The organism is Micromonospora sp. NPDC000207, assembly GCF_040300925.1.
Taxonomy (GTDB): Bacteria; Actinomycetota; Actinomycetes; order Mycobacteriales; family Micromonosporaceae; genus Micromonospora.
Map to the genome: position 1 here is coordinate 14,929 of NZ_JBEPEQ010000070.1, position 18,358 is coordinate 33,286.

14 protein-coding genes, 2 tRNA genes and 2 pseudogenes are annotated in these 18,358 nt (G+C 69.6%); 6 read left to right on the top strand and 12 right to left on the bottom strand.

The features are described from left to right. Nucleotides 1–125: 125 nt before the first annotated feature. A complete protein-coding gene (locus tag ABT336_RS17905) occupies nucleotides 126–1,481 on the top strand; it encodes an extracellular catalytic domain type 1 short-chain-length polyhydroxyalkanoate depolymerase (protein WP_350897734.1) in 1,356 nt (451 codons plus the stop codon). Between the two features lie 52 nt (nucleotides 1,482–1,533). On the opposite strand, the gene ABT336_RS17910 is transcribed toward ABT336_RS17905, so the two are convergent. From ABT336_RS17910 to gyrB, 6 genes are all read right to left on the bottom strand, one after another. Further along, nucleotides 1,534–1,606: transfer RNA gene (locus ABT336_RS17910), tRNA-Ala, on the bottom strand. A 27-nt stretch (nucleotides 1,607–1,633) separates the two neighbouring features. Continuing rightward, a complete protein-coding gene (locus ABT336_RS17915; protein ID WP_350897735.1) occupies nucleotides 1,634–1,762 on the bottom strand; it encodes a DLW-39 family protein in 129 nt (42 codons plus the stop codon). A gap of 42 nt (nucleotides 1,763–1,804) precedes the next feature. Continuing rightward, nucleotides 1,805–1,878, bottom strand: a tRNA-Ile gene (locus ABT336_RS17920). A 231-nt stretch (nucleotides 1,879–2,109) separates the two neighbouring features. Then, the gene (locus ABT336_RS17925; protein WP_350897736.1) at nucleotides 2,110–3,030 is read right to left on the bottom strand and encodes a DUF3566 domain-containing protein; all 921 of its coding nucleotides are present in this window, start codon (nucleotides 3,028–3,030) and stop codon (nucleotides 2,110–2,112) included. A gap of 4 nt (nucleotides 3,031–3,034) precedes the next feature. Continuing rightward, complete coding sequence (gene gyrA, locus ABT336_RS17930) at nucleotides 3,035–5,554, bottom strand: DNA gyrase subunit A (RefSeq protein WP_350897737.1); 2,520 nt, start codon at nucleotides 5,552–5,554, stop codon at nucleotides 3,035–3,037. A 129-nt stretch (nucleotides 5,555–5,683) separates the two neighbouring features. Further along, nucleotides 5,684–7,624 carry a DNA topoisomerase (ATP-hydrolyzing) subunit B gene (gene gyrB, locus ABT336_RS17935; RefSeq protein ID WP_350897738.1) on the bottom strand — a complete coding sequence of 647 codons (1,941 nt, stop codon included), beginning with the start codon at nucleotides 7,622–7,624 and terminating at the stop codon, nucleotides 5,684–5,686. A gap of 524 nt (nucleotides 7,625–8,148) precedes the next feature. Here gyrB and ABT336_RS17940 point away from each other — a divergent pair. Next, nucleotides 8,149–8,703 carry a hypothetical protein gene (locus ABT336_RS17940; RefSeq protein ID WP_350897739.1) on the top strand — a complete coding sequence of 185 codons (555 nt, stop codon included), beginning with the start codon at nucleotides 8,149–8,151 and terminating at the stop codon, nucleotides 8,701–8,703. 86 nt (nucleotides 8,704–8,789) lie between these two features. Here ABT336_RS17940 and ABT336_RS17945 read toward each other — a convergent pair whose 3' ends face one another. The 6 genes and pseudogenes from ABT336_RS17945 to ABT336_RS27530 form a co-directional block, all read right to left on the bottom strand. After that, nucleotides 8,790–9,350, bottom strand: coding sequence for a DciA family protein (locus tag ABT336_RS17945; protein ID WP_350897747.1), 561 nt, complete (start codon nucleotides 9,348–9,350; stop codon nucleotides 8,790–8,792). Between the two features lie 139 nt (nucleotides 9,351–9,489). Further along, the gene (recF, locus tag ABT336_RS17950) at nucleotides 9,490–10,620 is read right to left on the bottom strand and encodes a DNA replication/repair protein RecF (protein ID WP_350897740.1); all 1,131 of its coding nucleotides are present in this window, start codon (nucleotides 10,618–10,620) and stop codon (nucleotides 9,490–9,492) included. 15 nt (nucleotides 10,621–10,635) lie between these two features. Next, nucleotides 10,636–11,508 (bottom strand): phosphogluconate dehydrogenase (NAD(+)-dependent, decarboxylating), encoded by an 873-nt coding sequence (gnd, locus tag ABT336_RS17955; RefSeq protein WP_350897741.1) that lies wholly within the window; start codon nucleotides 11,506–11,508, stop codon nucleotides 10,636–10,638. Between the two features lie 48 nt (nucleotides 11,509–11,556). Next, the gene (dnaN, locus tag ABT336_RS17960) at nucleotides 11,557–12,690 is read right to left on the bottom strand and encodes a DNA polymerase III subunit beta (protein WP_350897742.1); all 1,134 of its coding nucleotides are present in this window, start codon (nucleotides 12,688–12,690) and stop codon (nucleotides 11,557–11,559) included. Nucleotides 12,691–13,808: 1,118 nt separating this feature from the next. Next, nucleotides 13,809–15,029: pseudogene (gene dnaA, locus ABT336_RS17965) on the bottom strand (chromosomal replication initiator protein DnaA); the annotation flags it as partial. 297 nt (nucleotides 15,030–15,326) lie between these two features. Then, nucleotides 15,327–15,662: pseudogene (locus ABT336_RS27530) on the bottom strand (DnaA N-terminal domain-containing protein); the annotation flags it as partial. 751 nt (nucleotides 15,663–16,413) lie between these two features. Here ABT336_RS27530 and rpmH point away from each other — a divergent pair. The 4 genes from rpmH to yidC are packed head-to-tail and all read left to right on the top strand — an operon-like array spanning nucleotide 16,414 to nucleotide 18,253. Further along, nucleotides 16,414–16,551: a 50S ribosomal protein L34 gene (gene rpmH / locus ABT336_RS17970; protein ID WP_350897744.1), complete on the top strand. Its 138-nt coding sequence runs from the start codon at nucleotides 16,414–16,416 to the stop codon at nucleotides 16,549–16,551. 29 nt (nucleotides 16,552–16,580) lie between these two features. Further along, nucleotides 16,581–16,979 carry a ribonuclease P protein component gene (gene rnpA, locus ABT336_RS17975; protein WP_350897745.1) on the top strand — a complete coding sequence of 133 codons (399 nt, stop codon included), beginning with the start codon at nucleotides 16,581–16,583 and terminating at the stop codon, nucleotides 16,977–16,979. A gap of 44 nt (nucleotides 16,980–17,023) precedes the next feature. Continuing rightward, a complete protein-coding gene (gene yidD / locus ABT336_RS17980) occupies nucleotides 17,024–17,263 on the top strand; it encodes a membrane protein insertion efficiency factor YidD (protein WP_350897748.1) in 240 nt (79 codons plus the stop codon). A gap of 3 nt (nucleotides 17,264–17,266) precedes the next feature. Beyond that, nucleotides 17,267–18,253: a membrane protein insertase YidC gene (gene yidC, locus ABT336_RS17985; protein ID WP_350897746.1), complete on the top strand. Its 987-nt coding sequence runs from the start codon at nucleotides 17,267–17,269 to the stop codon at nucleotides 18,251–18,253. Nucleotides 18,254–18,358 lie beyond the last annotated feature (105 nt).

The window sequence follows — 18,358 nt, forward strand, 5'->3', positions numbered from 1 at the left end:
GGACACGACGGAACCCCCACCCTCGCAATCGAAGTTCATCGATTGACACTTGTGTGACCGAGGAGAACACTAAGTGCTACACGAGGCCGGTCCGGCCCTGACGCCCCAGCGGAGGAGCAACACCGATGAGGAAGACCACACGAAGACTCACCCTCGCCCTGGCGGCAGCCCTCACGGCGGCCGGCCTCGTCGCACCCGCGCTCAGCCCCGCGCACGCGGCGTCACTGGTCGAGGTGACCAGCTTCGGCGACAACCCGGGTCGGATGCGGATGCACGTCTACGTCCCCGACGCCCGCCCATCCAATCCCGCGATCGTGGTGGCGATGCACGGCTGCGGCGGATCGGGTCCCGGGTTCCACGCCAGCAGCGAGTTCGCCTCCCTCGCCGACCGGCACGGGTTCGTGGTGATCTACCCGACCGCCACCCAGCAGGCCGGCTTCGGCAACTGCTTCGACACCTGGTCCGACGCGGCCAAACGACGTGGGGGCGGCAGCGACCCGGTGTCCATCGTCTCGATGGTCGACCACGTCAAGCGCCAGTACGGCGGCGACTCCCGCCGGGTCTACGCCACCGGCAGCTCCTCCGGCGGAATGATGACCAATCACCTGCTCGCCGTCTACCCCGACGTGTTCGCCGCAGGTGCCGCCTTCATGGGAGTCCCCTACAACTGCTTCTCCGGCGCGGCCGACTACCCGCCCGGCACCAGCCAGTGCACCGGCGGAAACATGAACCGCACCCCCCAACAGTGGGGCGACGCGGTCCGCCAGGCGTACCCCGGCCACTCCGGTCCCCGCCCCCGGGTGCAGCTCTGGCACGGCACCAACGACACCCTCGTGCCGTACACACTGCTTCAGGAGTCGATCGAGCAGTGGACCAACGTGTTCGGCCTCAGCCAGACACCCACCTCGACCGACACTCCACAGCCCACGTGGAACCGCCGCCGGTACGCCGACGCCACCGGCACAGTCCAGGTCGAGGCGTACGCCGTCCAGGGCGCCGGCCACAGCCTGCCCTCGACCGGCATGGCCGCCGCCGCCATCCAGTTCTTCGGCCTGACCAACCCCTCGGTCCCCACCACCCCGCCCACCCCGACGACGCCCCCACCGACCCCGACGACCCCGCCACCGACCACGCCACCGGTCCCGACCACGCCACCGGCGTCGGGTGCCTGCCACGTCGCTGTCACCGTCAACGCCTGGAACAACGGCCTGACCGCGAACCTCGCCGTCACCAACACCGGGTCCGCTCCCGTCAACGGCTGGTCGTTGGCCTTCACCCTGCCCACGGGGCAGACCCTCACCTCCGGCTGGAACGCCTCCTACACGCCCTCGTCCGGACAGGTGACGGCCCGCAACGTCGCCTACAACGCCGCGATCCCCGCCAACGGAACGATCACCATCGGATTCCAGGCCACCCACACCGGCAACCCCGGCAAGCCGACCTCGTTCACCCTCAACGGCGCACCCTGCACGGCCGCCTGACCACGAGTCGACGACAAATGAGCAGAGCCTGCACGGCTCTGCTCAGTCTCGGTGGAGCCCAGGGGACTCGAACCCCTAACCCCTGCCTTGCAAAGGCAGTGCTCTGCCAGTTGAGCTAGGGCCCCGTCGGGCGGCGGACGCGCCGCCCGGAGTCACCGCAGGTCGGGGGCGGTGGTCGCCTCGTGCCAGAGGGCACGCTCGTCACTGGCGTCCTTGACCTTCTTGGCCACCAGGGCCGCCACACCCACGATGCCGACCAGGAACAGAACCTTCTTCACCATGGGGTCACCCCTAGCGCTCGACTGAAGTCGGACGACGTGCGGTGGGGCTAGCTGGAATCGAACCAGCGACCTCAGAGTTATCAGCTCTGCGCTCTAACCGACTGAGCTATAGCCCCGCAAGCGACGAGCAAGATTAACCCATCTGCCCACCGCGCCCCAAACCGGGGGTGGCGGTGGCACCCGTCGTCCACGAACCTACCCGGCGGGCCGGGGCGGCGACCACCGCTTCGCCACCCGGACACCCGGCGGGCACCGGGACAGGACCCACCCGACAGGCACCGGAACCGGGGCCGAGACGAACGATGCCGGGGCCGCACTGGGCGGCCCCGGCATCGTCAGACGAAAGATCAGTCGCGCTCGGCGAGGGTGAGCTCGATGCCGCCGACCAGGTCGGCGCAGACGTTGTAGACGAACGCCGAGAGCGTGGCCAGAGCCGTGAACAGCACCATGTTCACCAGGCCGATCAGGGCCGAGGTGATGATCACGCCCCCTGCGGTGATCTGGAAGCCGTCCTGCCCGCCACCGACGTTGACAAGGTCGGTGAGGCTGTCGTTGACGCTGGCGAACACGCCCATCGCGTCCAACGCCAGATAGAGCACCGACGTGGCCACCACCACGACGATCAACAGCACGAAGGAGACCGCGAAGGCGAACTTCATCACCGACCACGGGTCGATCCGCTTGAGGTTCAGCCGGGCCCGACGCGGTCCGCGCGACGCGGCCGAACTGACCGACGTACGCGCGGAACGAACAGCCTCACCCACCCGGGCGGCACCGACGGCCGACGCCCCACCACCGACACCCGCCGGCAGGCCACCGCCGTTGGCGGGCCGGGCGTTCGGGCCCGTACGGGCCTCTCCGGGCTTCGTACCCGAGCCGGGCGCGCTCACCCGGGGCAGGGTGCCGGTCGCCGCCGCGGAGGGGCTCGGACGGGTCGGTGTGGCGGTGCCTGTGCTCGGCTTGGTGCCGGTGCCGACCTTCATCGGCTGGGTGGCGTTGGGACGGGCCGCAGCCGCCGCAGCCGTCTTGTTCTCCGCACCGGCGGACTCCGACTTGCTGCCACCGCCGGTGCCCGCGTCGTCGGGCTTGTCCGGCGGCGGCGTCATGCCGGGTGCCCGGGTGAACTTCGGGGCAGGCGCGTCGGCGGGGACCGTCGCCCGGCCCACGGCCGCACGGCCGGCCGCCGGTGTCCCGCTCTTCGCGGACTCCTCGTCGACCGGTTTGGCCGAGGTCCCCTTGTTCCCCGACTTCGCCTGTGTCTCCGTCATTCAACTAGTCCTGTTCGTCAGGCTCGTCGGCATTGCGAGCAATCGCCACGATAGTCACACCGTCCGGGAGGTCCATCAGCTTGACCCCCATTGTGTTCCGGTCACGCGTACGGCGTACAGGCTTCACCGGAGTCCGGATGACACCACCGTTGCTGGTGATCGCGAACAGCTCGTCGTCCGGGTCGATCACCACAGCGCCGACCAGACCACCGCGGCGCTCGGTGATCTTTGCGGTCAGCACCCCCTTACCTCCCCGGCCCTGGACCGGATATTCCTCGATCGGGGTGCGTTTCGCGTACCCACCGTTCGTCGCGACCAGAACGTCCAATCCCTCACGGACCACCTCGATGGCGAGCAACGCGTCCTCGCCGGTGAACCGCATCCCGATCACGCCCGAGGTGGCCCGGCCCATCGGCCGCAGCGCCTCGTCGACGGCGTTGAACCGGATGGCCTGGGCGTTCCTCGACACCAGGAGGAGGTCGTTCTCCGGGGCGCAGAGCACCGCACCGACCAGCTCGTCCTCATCGCGCAGGTTGATGGCGATGATGCCGCCGGACCGGTTGGAGTCGAACTCCTCGAGCCGCGTCTTTTTCACCAGGCCGTTTCTCGTGGCCAGTACCAGGTAGGGCGCCACCTGGTAGTTCGGAATCTCGATGATCTGTGCGATCTGCTCGTCGGGCTGGAACGCGAGCAGGTTCGCCACGTGCTGCCCCTTGGCCACCCTACTGGCCTCCGGAAGCTCGTACGCCTTCGCCCGGTACACCCGACCCTTGTTGGTGAAGAACAGGATCCAGTCGTGGGTCGAGCATACGAAGAAGTGGCTGACGATGTCGTCCTGTCGGAGTGTCGCGCCGCTGACTCCCTTGCCGCCACGCCGCTGCGAGCGGTACAGGTCCACCTTGGTCCGCTTGGCGTACCCGGTTCGGGTGATGGTGACCACCACGTCCTCGCGGGCGATGAGGTCCTCCATCGAGACCTCGCCGTCGAACGGCACGATCTTCGTCCGCCGGTCGTCGCCCCACTTGGCGACGATCTCCCCGAGCTCCTCCGAGACGATCTTCCGCTGCCGCTCCGGCTTCGCCAGGATGTCCTTCAGGTCGGCGATCTCGATCTCCAGCTTGGCGAGATCGTCGAGGATCCGCTGCCGCTCCAGGGCGGCCAGGCGGCGCAGCTGCATGTCCAGGATCGCGGTGGCCTGGATCTCGTCGATCTCCAGCAGCCGGATCAGGCCCTGCCGGGCGTCCTCCACCGTGGGCGACCGACGGATCAGCGCGATCACCTCGTCCAGGGCGTCCAGCGCCCGGGACAGACCCCGCAGGATGTGGGCCCGCTCCTCGGCCTTGCGCAGCCGGAACGCGGTCCGCCGACGGATCACCTCGATCTGGTGCTCGACGTAGTACCTGATGAACTGCGCCAGGTTCAGCGTCCTCGGCACCCCGTCGACCAGGGCCAGCATGTTGGCGCCGAAGGTCTCCTGGAGCTGGGTGTGCTTGTAGAGGTTGTTCAGCACCACCTTGGCGACCGCGTCGCGCTTGAGCACCAGGACGATCCGCATACCGGTACGCCCGGAGGACTCGTCGCGGATGTCGGCGATCCCGCCGAGCTTGCCCTCCTTGATCAGCTCGGCGATCCGCTCCGCGAGGTTGTCCGGGTTCACCTGGTACGGCAGCTCGCTGACCACGAGCGCCGGGCGACCCCGCTTGTCCTCCTCGACCTCCACCACTGCGCGCATCCGGATCGAACCCCGGCCGGTCCGGTACGCGTCCTGGATCGCCTGGGTGCCGACGATCAGGCCGTGGGTCGGGAAGTCCGGCCCCTTGACGATCCCCAGGAGGGCTTCGAGGGTGGTCGCCTCGTCGGCCTCCGGGTGCTCCAGGCACCACTGCACGGCCGCGCCGATCTCCCGCAGGTTGTGCGGGGGGATCTTGGTGGCCATACCGACGGCGATGCCCTCGGACCCGTTGATCAACAGGTTCGGGATCCGGGCCGGGAGGATGGTGGGCTCCTTGGCCCGACCGTCGTAGTTGTCCTGGAGGTCGACGGTGTCCTCGTCGATGTCCCGCAGCATCTCCATCGCCAGCGGGTCGAGCTTGCATTCCGTGTAGCGCATGGCCGCGGCCGGATCGTTTCCGGGGGAGCCGAAGTTGCCGTTGCCGTCGACCAGGGGGTACCGCAGCGACCAGGGCTGGGCCATCCGGACCAGCGCGTCGTAGATGGCGGTGTCGCCGTGCGGGTGGAACTGACCCATCACGTCGCCGACCACCCGGGAGCACTTCACGTACCCCCGGTCCGGGCGGTACCCGGAGTCGAACATGGCGTAGAGGATCTTGCGGTGAACCGGCTTGAGACCGTCCCGGACGTCCGGCAGTGCCCGCCCGACGATCACGCTCATCGCGTAGTCGAGGTAGGAGCGCTGCATCTCCACCTCGAGGCCGACCGGTTCGATCCGGTCGTGCGCCACGACGGCGGCGCCAGTCTCCGGGTTCTCCGGCTCGCTCGGTGTGGACTCGGGGATATCGGTCACTGTTAACCCTTATCAGACTCAGAGTCGCTTTTGTGCTGTGGATAACTGCTGTGGATACCGGTCCACCTGTGGATAACTCTGTGGACCGCCGACCGGGCGGTGACTACTCCGCCCGGTCGAGCAGGCCGATCAGATATCGAGGAACCGCACGTCCTTGGCGTTGCGCTGGATGAACGACCGGCGCGCCTCGACGTCCTCACCCATCAGCACGGTGAAGAGCTCGTCGGCGGTCGCGGCGTCGTCGAGGGTGACCTGACGCAGCGTACGGGTCGCCGGGTTCATCGTGGTCTCCCACAGCTCGGGATAGTTCATCTCGCCGAGACCCTTGAACCGCTGGATGTCGTCCGGCTTGGCGTTCGGCTTCTTCTGCTGCCGCAGGGCGATCAGCCCGTCCCGCTCCCGGTCGGAGTAGGCGTACTGGGCGTCGTCACCCTTCTTGTTCCACTTGATCTTGTAGAGCGGCGGGGCGGCCAGGTAGACGTGCCCCAACTCGACGAGCGGACGCATGAACCGGAACAGCAGGGTGAGCAGCAGGGTCTGGATGTGCTGACCGTCGACGTCGGCGTCGGCCATCAGGACCACCTTGTGGTACCGCAGCTTCTCCATGTCGAAGTCGTCGTGGATACCCGTACCGAGCGCGGTGATCAGCGCCTGGACCTCGTTGTTCTTCAGGACCCGGTCGATGCGGGCCTTCTCCACGTTCAGGATCTTGCCCCGGATCGGCAGGATCGCCTGGGTACGCGGGTCCCGCCCCTGCTTGGCCGAGCCACCGGCCGAGTCGCCCTCGACGATGAAGACCTCGGACTCCCGGGGGTCTGTCGACTGGCAGTCGGCGAGCTTGCCCGGCATCGAGCCGGACTCCAGCAGCGACTTGCGTCGGGCCAGCTTGCGGGCCTGCTGGGCGGCGATCCGGGCCCGGGCCGCCTGGGAGGCCTTGGTGATGATGATCTTCACTTCGGCGGGGTTCCGGTCGAACCAGTCGACCAGCCACTCGTTGCAGACCCGCTGCACGAAGCTCTTCACCGGGGTGTTGCCCAGCTTGGTCTTGGTCTGCCCCTCGAACTGCGGGTTGGCCAGCTTGACCGAGATGATCGCGGCCAGCCCCTCCCGGATGTCCTCGCCGGAGAGCTTCTCGTCGCCCTTGAGGAGCTTCTTCTCCGTGCCGTACCGGTTGACGATCCCGGTCAACGCGGCCCGGAAGCCCTCCTCGTGGGTGCCGCCCTCGTGGGTGTTGATGGTGTTGGCGAAGGTGTAGACCGACTCGCCGTACGACTCGTTCCACTGCATGGCGATCTCGACCGACATGCCCTCCTCCTCGGCGCCGAACTCGACCACCGACTTGTGGATCGGGTTCTTCGAGGCGTTGAGGTGGCGGACGAAGTCGGCGATGCCGCCCTTGTAGCAGAAGGTGACCTCCCGCTGCTTGCCGTCCTCCTCCTCGGCCACCCGCTCGTCGAGCAGGTGGATGGTGAGGCCCCGGTTGAGGAAGGCCATCTCCTGGATCCGCCGGTAGATCGTCTGGAAGTCCAGGTCGACGGTCTCGAAGACGTCCGGGTCGGGCCAGAAGGAGACCGCCGAGCCGGTCCGGTCGGTGGTCTCGCCCTTCTCCAGCGGACCGGGCTTCGAGTTGGCGTACTGCTGCCGCCAGACGAAACCGTCCTTGTGGATCTCCACAGCCATCCGGGTGGAGAGGGCGTTCACCACCGAGACGCCCACCCCGTGCAGACCGCCGGAGACGGCGTACGCCTTCCCGTCGAACTTGCCGCCCGCGTGCAGCACGGTGAGGGCGACCTCGACGCCGGGCTTCTTGAGCTTCGGGTGCAGGTCGACCGGGAAACCTCGGCCGTTGTCGGTGACCCGGACCCCGCCGTCGGCCAGCAGCACCACGTCGATGGTGTCGCAGTGGCCGGCCAGGGCCTCGTCCACCGCGTTGTCCACGACCTCCCAGACGAGGTGGTGCAGGCCGCGCTCACCGGTCGACCCGATGTACATACCGGGCCGCTTGCGGACCGCCTCAAGCCCTTCGAGGACGGTGATCGACTCGGCGCCGTACTCCTGCTTGTCTGCCACCCTCGGCCACTTTCTCGCCCCACCCGCGCCGTGGGGGCGCGTGGGGCGCGGGTTCGGCGGACAGGACGCGACGTCGGCGCGCGGGCTGGACCGGGTCTGTTTCCGGGGTACGGCCGAACGCGCCGGTCGCCGCGGTTCGCCCGCGGATCGCGATCGGCTCGACCCGACGTGGAGAGATGATCACGGGTGTTCGGCCCGTCATCGGTCCCTTCGCTTCGGGTCTTCGTCTCGCCGCCAATCCTACTGTGCGCGGCCGACAGAACCACCACTCGGCACCCCTGCGCGGCGGCTGAGAAGTGCCTAGCGGCCCGTATCTCGCTGTCCGCGACCCCCCTTACACGCCAAGGGTCGTTCGAACGCGGCACCGGCCGTCGAGTCGGATTCGGTGGAGAGCGGGCCGGACAACGGACAGCTGGCGTCGTACCGTACGTTTGCGACACCGTCCGACCGGTCTTGATCTTTCCCGCCCGGAACCGGACGATCGACACGGACGGCTCGACACGTGGTGTGAGGAGTGACGCCCGATGGGGCTGGACAACGTCGCGGTGCACTGGCCGCGAACCGGTCGCTTCTACGACCCGGTGGCACCGGCGGAGTTCGTGGACTTCGGCGAGATCGTGGAGATGCCCCAGGTCTCCGCGCCCACCGCAGCGCTCGCCGAGCTGATCGCGCAGAGCGGCACGGTACGCGCGACCGCGTACACCGAACTCGTCGACCTGATCCTCGGGTTGGAGAATGTGCTGTACGCCACGGAGGCCGCCGCCGAGGACGAGGACCCGGTGATCGACCCGGACGGGTGCGCCTGGGTGGCCGGCGGGGTCGAACGGTTCGTCGAGGCGCACCGACCGCACGGCGACGCCGTCACCTTCGACTCGGTGAGCACCGTCCTGCGCTCCCTGATGTCCGACGGCCGCCTTGCCGAACAGCAGCTGCGGTGGCTCGACAGCCGCCTCGACGGGCTGCGTGACGAGGCGGGTGCCCCACCCCAGTGGAGCTTCACCTGCCCCGAACTGAGCGTGCTGGCCGCCTTCTACCGCCGCTGCGCCGAGCGCGGTTACGCCGTCTACGCCTCCGCCTGACGCCTACCCTGACGCGCGCGGCGGCCCTGCCGTCGCCGCGCGCCCTCGTCGGCCGACCCGCCCTCGCGCGATGCGGCCCAGCGGGGTCAGCCGTAGGTGTCGCGGGGACCCCGGCCCCGGACCCGGCGGGGGCCCCGGGACCACGACGGCGCGGCGGGGCCGTGGATGTGCAGCTTGCGGACGACGTTGTGGCCGACCTCCTGGGCGATCTGCTTGAGCAGCGACCCGGCCAACAGCCGCAGCTGGGTCGCCCAGGCGGTGGAGCGGGCCTCCACCGTCAGCTCGCCCTCCTCAAGCTTGACCGGCCGGCTGTGCTGGGCGACCTCCGGTCCCACCACCTTCTCCCAGGCCCCGAAGACCGTCGCCTCGGCGGCCGGCTGGGCCCACCCCCGTGCCTTGACCAACCGGCCCAGGACCACACCGAGCGGTTGCGGGTCCCGGGGGTCCGGTCCCGGGCCGGAGTAGCCGCGCAGTCGTCGCTCCGGGCCGTCACCGGTGCCCGTCCCGCCCGGGGTACGCCGTCGCTGCCGTGCCGCCGTCTCCCGGCGGGACCTGGCCGCGTCGAGGACCGCCCGGGCCAGTTCCGGGCCGCGCGGTCCGTCGGCGCCCTCGGCGCCACCGTTCTCGCCCGCAGCGCCCCCGTCCAACGGCTGCCGGTCTCCCGTCTGCGGTCCTCCCCCGGCCGGATCCGGCCCGTCGGGGGTGGGGCCCGGGCGGGATCCCGCCGGTGGGCGGCGGCCGGACCGGCGGGGCGGGAGCCGGTCGCCCGGCGTACCCGGTGTCTCGTCAGGCACGGGTGACCGCCCCCTCGCGTACCTCGTACCGGGTGCCGTCGAGGGTCGTCGGGACGTCCTCGGGCACCGCACAGGTGACGATCAACTGGCTGGCGCCGCCGACCAGTTCGGCAAGGCGTTCGCGCCGACCGGCGTCGAGTTCGGCGAAGACGTCGTCGAGCACCAGCACCGGCTCGATACCGTCGGCACGCAGCAGGTCGTACCCGGCCAGCCGCAGGGCCAGCGCGTACGACCAGGACTCGCCGTGGCTGGCGTACCCCTTGGCGGGCAGCGGGCCGAGGGTGAGCGACAGGTCGTCACGGTGTGGGCCGACCAGGGTGGTGCCCCGCTCGATCTCCGCGCTGCGGGTCTCGGCGAGGGCGGCGGTCAACGCCGCACCGAGTGCCTCCCGGTCGGCGGCGGGATCGTCCAGGTCGACCGAGGGGCGGTAGGCGACGGTGGCGGCACCCCGCCCGGCCGCCACCGCGTCGTACGCCTTCGCCACGTGCGGAGCGAGGGCGGCGACCAACTCCAGCCGTCCGGCGAGCAGTTCCGCGCCGTGCCGGGCCAGGTGCGCGTCCCAGACCGCGAGGGTGGACAGGTCACCGCCCCGGGTGCCCCCGGTCTTACGGGCCAGGTACGCGGTCCGCAGCAACGCGTTGCGCTGCTTGACCACCCGTTCGTAGTCGGCGCGGACCCCGGCGTAGCGGGGCTGACGCAGCACCAGCAGATCGTCGAGGTAGCGGCGACGTTCCGACGGGTCGCCCCGGACCAGTTCCAGGTCCTCCGGTGCGAAGAGCACCAGGCGCAGCGCCCCGAGCACGTCACGGGCCCGTCGGGCCGGGGAGCGCCCGATCCGGGCCCGGTTCGCCTTCCCCGGCACGATCTCCAGCTCGACGAGGAGCTGCCGACCGTCGTGCACCACCTCGCAGCGGATCACCGCCGCGTTCGCCCCCATCCGCACCAGGGGGGCGTCGGTGGCGACCCGGTGCGAGTCGAGCGTCGCCACGTAACCCAGGGCCTCGACCAGGTTGGTCTTGCCCATGCCGTTGGCCCCCACCAGGACGTTCGGACCGGGCTCCAGGTCGACACCGACCCGTTCGTACGAGCGGAAGTCGACGAGTTCGAGCCGGCGCACGTACACCTGTGGGATCGCCGCTCAGGCCTTACGGACGGCGTGCCCGCCGAACTGCTGACGCAGCGCGGAGACGGCCTTCATCGCCGGTGAGTCGTCCTGACGGGAGGCGAACCGGGCGAACAGGGAGGCGGCGATGACGTTCAGGGGCACGCCGAGCCGGACGGCCTCGTCGACGGTCCACCGCCCCTCTCCGGTGTCCTCGGTGTAACCGCTGATCGCGGCCAGCTCCGGGTCCTCGTCGAGAGCCCGGTCGAGCAGGTCGAGCAGCCAGGACTGGACCACGGTCCCGTCCCGCCAGGACTTGACCACGCCCGGGACGTCGGTCACCAGCTCGGAGGCGGAGAGCAGTTCGAAGCCCTCGGCGTAGGCGTGCATGAGGCCGTACTCGATGCCGTTGTGCACCATCTTGGCGTAGTGACCGGCACCTACCGGACCGGCGTGCACGAATCCGAACTCCCCGGCCGGCCTGAGCGTGTCGAAGACCGGCATCAGCCGGTCGACGTGCTCCTGGGCACCGCCGACCATCAGGCCGTACCCGTTCTGTCGGCCCCAGATGCCGCCGGAGACGCCGACGTCGACGTACCCGATGCCCTGGGCGGCGAGGCGCTCGGCGCGGAGGGCGTCGTCGCTGAACCGGGAGTTGCCGCCGTCGACGACGATGTCACCGGCGGAGAGGACGGCGGCGAGGTCGTCGACGGTGCTGTCGGTGACCCCGACCGGGACCATGACCCAGACGGCGCGGGGCGCGTCGAGCTTCTCGACCAGTTCGGCCAGGTCGGCGACGTCACTCAGCCCCGGGTCGCGGTCGTAGCCGACCACCTCGTGGCCGGCGGCGCGCAGCCGCTCGCGCATGTTGCCGCCCATCCGGCCGAGTCCTACCAGGCCGAGCTGCATGGGGTTCCACCTCCGGTGGGGTCGAGGTCCAGGCGTGTCACACGCCGGTCAGCGGGAGACGCGGATCGGCATGATGAGGTACCGGTACCCCGCAATGACCTCGCCATCCTCTCCGGCGGGAGAAATCACTGCCGGCTTGAAGGCGTCGACGAACTGGAACACGGCGGTCTGTGCGCCAAGGTTGGCAAGGCCGTCGATGAGGTACTGCGGGTTGAACCCGATGGTGAGTTCGTCACCGGTGAAGGTGGCCTCCATGGCCTCGCTGGCCCGCGCCTCCTCGGTGCCGCCGGCCTCCACCACCAGCCCGTCGGTGCTGAAGCTGAGCAGCACCGGGGTGGTCCGCTCGGCGACCAGGGCGACCCGCTTGACCACCTCGATCAGGGTGCTGACCGAGATCCGGGCCTCGGCGTTGTGGCTGGCGGGAAAGAGCGAACGCACCGGCGGGTAGTTGGCACCGTCGAGCAGGCGGCTGGTGGTACGGCGGGTGCCACCGGCGAAGCCGATCATGCCTTCGCCGGCCGAGCCCTGGGCGAGGGCCATTGTCACGTGACCGCCGAGGGGTCCGAGGGCCTTGGCGGTGTCGTGCAACGTCCGGGCCGGGACGAGGGCGTTGATGCTCACCTCGGCGTCGTCCGGGTTCCACTCCATCTCACGCAGGGCCAACCGGTACCTGTCGGTGGCGAGCATGGCCAGGGTGGTCCCGGAGAGTTCCAGCCGGACCCCGGTCATCATCGGGAGGGTCTCGTCGCGGCCGGCGGCGATGGCGACCTGGGCGACGGCGGCGGCGAAGGCCGCCGAGTCGACGGTCCCGGCGCTCTCCGGCATGTCCGGCAGGGTCGGGTAGTCCTCCACCGGCATGGTGGGCAGGGTGAACCTGGCGCTGCCGCAGACCAGCTCCAGATGCGCGCCGACGGCGGCGATGTCCACCGGCTTGGCGGGCAGGGCCTTGGTGATCTCGGCGAGCAGCCGCCCGGAGACGAGGGCCGCGCCGTCGGCGTCACCCTGGACCTCGACGGTGACCTGGCTGGAGACCTCGTAGTCGAATCCGGAGACCTGCAGGTTGCCGTCGGTCACCCGGAGCAGCACACCGGCGAGCACGGGTACGGATGGTCGGTTGGGCAGGCTCTTCGCGGTCCACGCCACAGCCTCGGCGAGCGCGTCGCGCTCCACTCGGAACTTCATCAATGCCTCCGCGTCGACGTCAGCGACAACTCTCTCATGCCGACCGCTGCCTACCGACCCGCCTGACCGGGCGGGTACCCATCGAACCTTAGGGCTCGTCGGCATCGGTCGTGCGTCCGCCCCCGGGCATCGGTTGCTGCCTGTGGACGGGGCGACGGCCGGTTCGGACGGCGATCCACAGGAAGCTCAACGGTGATGATTGGTTTTTGTTGTCTTAGAAGAACTAACTCATCGTCTTCATCGGTCCTGTGCAAACTGTGGATAACCCGCCTTTTCGCAGCTCAGACCCGTTATCCACCGGTGGGTTACCTGTGGAGAACCCGGGGTATAACTCGCGTTCTTATCCACAGGCCGTTGCGGACGGCAAGTTATCCACCGTCGTCCACCGGTTATCCACCGGTTATCCACCGACTTTCTCCCCAGCCCTGTGGATGACGCCGAGCGATCCCTCACCAGTTATCCCCAGAACCTTCAACAGGCCATGCACAGGGGGGTCCGAACCTGTGGACCACGGCCGGAGTCGTCCACAGCCGTCCACAGCTTTTCCCCAGGGTTTCTCCACAGCCTGTGGGTAACCAGGCCGGGACTGACCGTGGTTGTCCACAGTCAGTGGATAACTGCCTGTGGACGGGTTGTGGATACTGTGGATGAACACAGCCCGATCCTGAGGGGTAAACCGGGTCGAGGCACAACCTGTGGACGTTCTCCGGCCCGATCGAGGGCTTGTCCGGCGTCGTTCGAGGGCTCACCGGGGCGGCCGACGGGTCGGTCGCGGGGTCGCCACGGGTCGTTTCGGGGTCGCTGCGGGGTCGCTTCGAGGTCGGCCGGGGGGTCTTACCCACAGTCGACGTGACCCACTCCACAGCCTGATCGCCCGTTTCTCGTCCGAGCGGGCACCGGCGTAGCCGGTCCACGGACACGGAAACGCCCGGCCGGGTTGGGCCGGGCGTGGATCGGGCACGCGGGACGCGCAGGCGTACCCCTGAGGGGGTGTCGAGGGTGTCTTCTACGCCGAGGGACGCTCCTGCACTGAGGTGACAGCCCAGCGCTGCGGGGAGCCTCTTGTCCTGAGCGGCGCTCCTGCCCTCGGGGGCCGTCCTGCCGGCCCCCTCGACGGGTCAGGTCATCTGCTTGATGCGGTTGGTCAGCTCGGCGATCTGGTTGTAGAGCGACCGGCGTTCGGCCATCTGCTGGCGGATCTTGCGGTCGGCGTGCATGACTGTGGTGTGGTCGCGTCCGCCGAAGGCCTGCCCGATCCGGGGCAGCGACAGGTCGGTCAGTTCCCGGCACAGGTACATCGCGACCTGGCGGGCGTTCACCAGCACCCGGGACCGGGAGTGTCCGCGCAGGTCCTCCAGGCTCACCCCGAAGTAGTCGGCGGTGGCCACCATGATCTGGTCCGCGGTGATCTCCGGGCCGGCACCGTCGGGGATGAAGTCCCGCAGCACCTCCTCGGCAAGCGACAACTCGACGGTGGAGCGGGTCAGGCTGGCGAACGCGGTGACCCGGATCAGCGCTCCCTCCAGCTCCCGGATCGAGTTCGACACCCGGGAGGCGATGAACTCCAGCACGTCCGGCGGGGCGTACAGACGCTCCTGGGCGGCCTTCTTCTGCAGGATCGCGATCCGGGTTTCCAGGTCCGGCGGCTGGATGTCGGCGAGCAGCCCCCACTCGAAGCGGGTGCGGAGCCGGTCCTCCAGGGTCGCCAGCTGCTTCGGGGACCGGTCGGACGTGATCACGATCTGCTTGTTGGCGTTGTGCAGGGTGTTGAAGGTGTGGAAGAACTCCTCCTGGGTCCGCTCGCGGTTCTCCAGGAACTGGATGTCGTCGATCAGCAGGATGTCGACGTCGCGGTAGCGGCGCTGGAAGGCGCTGGTCTTGTCGTCACGCAACGAGTTGATGAAGTCGTTGGTGAACTCCTCGGTCGAGACGTACCGGACCGATCGGGCGTTGCCCAGCGTCGTGGCGTAGTGCCCGATGGCGTGCAGCAGGTGGGTCTTGCCCAGCCCGGAGCTGCCGTAGATGAACAGCGGGTTGTACGCCTTCGCCGGTGACTCGGCGACCGCCACGGAGGCGGCGTGCGCGAACCGGTTCGACGACCCGATCACGAACGTCTCGAACATGTACTTCGGGTTCAGGCGGTTTCCGCCGCCCTCCGCGCCGCCGGGCCGCCTGTCGTCCCGCATTCCCGGCCGGTGGCCCGGACCGTTGTCGGTGTTGCGGCCCGGCCCGTTGTCGGTGGCCCGCCCCGGTCCGTTGTCCGGTCCCCCGTCGAGCCCGCGCAGGTGGCCGGGGCCGGGGCCGGGGTCCTGCCGGTACCGGGGCTCGAACGGGCGGTCGCCGCGGTCGGCGAAGCCGTTCGGATCCGGGCCGCCCCGGTCGTGCCGGAGCCCACCGCCGAAGCCGGTGCCGAAGAGGGTCTCCTGACCGTCCCGGCTGTTGGGGATCGCCCCGGGTCGGTGACCGTCCGGGTACGCGCGCCCGTCGGCGTCGGATTCCGGGGCGTCGGTCCGGTCGGGCTGGTCTCCGGTGCCCTGAGTCGGCTCGGGGCGCTCGGCCCCCGGCTCGCCTCGTGACCCGGGGCTCGGGAAGAGCCCGCCGTCCGGGGCGGGTCCCCTGTCGTCGGTGCCGTACCGATCCTGGGGTGGGGTGTCGAACTCGCCGGTGTCGGCGCTGCGGTAGACGGTGCCCGCCGGTCGCCCGGAGTTGTCCTCGGGGAGTCGTACGGTGACCGCCACCTGGATGGACCGGCCGAGCCGACGCGACAGGGCCTCGGTGATGGCCGGTCGGAGGCGGGACTCGATCACGTCCCGGGTGAAGGCGTCCGGGACGGAGAGCAGGACGGTGTCCTCGACGATCGCACGGAGCCGGGTGAGTCGCAGGTACGCCCGCTGCTGGGCAGAGATGATCTCGTCGGCGAGATCGTCCGTGGTCGCCGTCCACACCGCGGCAAGGTCGGTCGTACCGGCCACCGTTGTGCCACCCCCTCGCCTTGACCTGACGACCGCCGACGCTGTCCTGCCACCTCCGGCCTTGCACCGCCGTGAGCAGGCGGAACGTCAACCGACGGGACCGTCGTCCACAGGTTATCCACACCCTGTGTACCGACTGATTGTGGCTGTCCGTCGGATACGGCTCGGACCTGCCCCCCGGTGCGGACGGGTGCTGAAACGGATCCACCGTGCCGAACGATCCACTGCCTTGTCCGGTCTTGCCCTTCGGCTTGTCCGGTGTTGCCGCCGGCGAGGAGCCGGCCTCTTCTGTCCCCGGCTCCTCGTGCCCCGGCTCGCCGCGCCCCCCCGGCGGCGGTGAGTCGGGCCTGAGCACAGTGACCGCAAACGGGCACGCTAACAGCGTTGTCCACAGGCCTTCAACATCGGGGGCGGGGGCATCGTTGTCGGTATCAGCGAAAACCGCCGCATCGGTCCCCCGCCGGGCCTGTCCGACCTGCTCACGGAAGTACCGGCGGGGCGGGCCGGTGGGACCGGCCGGGCGAAGTGGATCTTCTTTGACCGGCGTTGCCTGGCTGCGTAGGCTTGAGCGGCTGCTCTGTCGCCCTCTGCTAGGGTGATGGGTGTTTGCTGTCCGCAGTCGTCACCTCGCACTGCCGGGGATCCGCGCCGCCGGGCAGCACCGAATCAGGGGTCACCGCCGAGGTGGCCTGGACCACCCCACGTCCCCGTGGAAACCGCGCACGGGGCGTACGAAAACGGAGAGCCTGACGTGAGCAAGCGCACCTACCAGCCGAACAACCGTCGGCGCGCGAAGACCCACGGCTTCCGGCTGCGGATGCGCACCCGGGCCGGCCGTTCCATCATCTCGACCCGTCGCACCAAGGGCCGCGCCCGCCTGTCGGCCTGAGGCCGACGGTTGGCAGGACGTGGGCAGTCGTGCTGGCCGCCGCGCAACGACTGCGGCGCAGCACTGACTTCGCCGTGGCGGTTCGTGCTGGCCGCAGAGTCGGCCGTGGCTCCGTCGTCGTCCACCTGACCCTGCCGACGAGCACCTCGCCGAAGCCGGCGCGGGAGAGCGGTACCGAGGAACCCTCGGCACCGACCCGCGCCGGCTTCGTGGTGTCCAAGGCAGTCGGGCCGGCGGTGGTCCGCAACCGGGTCCGCCGTCGGCTGCGCCACCTGGTCCGCGACCGGATCGACGAACTGCCGGCCGGCAGCGACCTCGTGGTACGAGCGCTGCCGTCGGCCGCCGACGCGTCGTACTCCCGGCTCGGCGCTGATCTGGACGCCGCGCTGGAGGCGGCGCGTACGGCTCGGGCCCGGCGATCCCGGTGACCTGTCGACAGGCCGTCGGGCGGCCCCCCACGCTGGGTGCCCGGGTGCTCAGTGGCCCGATCGTCGCGTACCGTCGTTGGATAAGTCCGGCACTGCCGGCCCGTTGTCGGTTCTACCCGTCGTGCAGCGCGTACGGCTTGGAGGCGCTCGCCCGGCACGGCGCGCTGCGGGGAGTCTGGCTCACGGCCCGGCGACTGCTGCGCTGCCACCCATTTCACCCTGGTGGGCACGACCCGGTTCCGGAACCGGGCGACCGCCGCCGCGCCGACGTGACTGGAGCCTGAGAATTGAGTCTCGACTGGATCTACTACGCGATCTCGTGGATCCTGCTCGCCTGGCACTCGGCCTGGGACGCCATCGGGGTGCCGGTCGGCGAGGTCCTCGGCACGAACTGGGCCTGGATCCTGGCGATCGTGTTCCTGGTGGTCACCGTACGGGTGATCCTCTTCCCGGTCTTCGTCAAGCAGATCAAGTCGCAGCGCGCCATGCAGGCGTTGCAGCCGCAGGTCAAGGCCCTCCAGGAGAAGCACAAGGGTGACCGGGAGACGCTCCAGAAAGAAATGATGGAGCTCTATCGGAAGGAGAAGGCCAACCCCCTGATGGGTTGCCTTCCGATGTTCCTCCAGATCCCTGTCTTCCTGGGGCTGTTCCACGTGCTGCGCCGCCTCAACCCGGACCGGGACGAGCGGTGGAAGGTCCTGTACGGCTGGACCGCCGACCAGTTCGACAGTGCCTCGCAAGCGACGATCTTCACCGCCCCGATCGCCGGGAAGTTCGGCTCGACCGCCGAGGAACTGGCGAAGCTGAACGCCAACGGGACCACGGTCAAGGTGATCGCCGGTGTCCTGGTCCTGATCATGATGCTGACGACGTACCTGACCAGCCGTCAGATGATCCTCAAGACCGGTTGGGCGGAGGACCCGCAGCAGCGGATGATCCAGCGACTGATGCTCTACGGCATCCCGGCCTCGCTGCTCATCTCCGGCGCGATCTTCCCGATCGGTGTGATCATCTACTGGGTCACCAACAACCTGGTGACCCTCGGTCAGCAGCAGTGGGTGCTGCGGAAGTTCCCGCCGCCCCCCACCCCGGGTGGCAAGCCGGGAAGCACCGCCACCAAGGCGCAGCCGGCCACGACCCGTGGACTGCTGGGTCGCAAGAAGGCAGTCGCCCCGGCACCGGTCAAGCCGGCCGCCCCGAAGGTCGCCGGCCCGAAGCCGGGCGCCAAGCCTGCCAACCCGAAGAAGGCCCGACCCGTCAAGAAGCAGGGCTGATCCCCCGCCGGGGGCCGCCCCTTCCCGGGGCCGGCGCGCTACCCGCAACCCGAGGCGGGCAGGGGAGGGGTGGGGAGGAGTGTTTAAACATCATAGTATATGTAT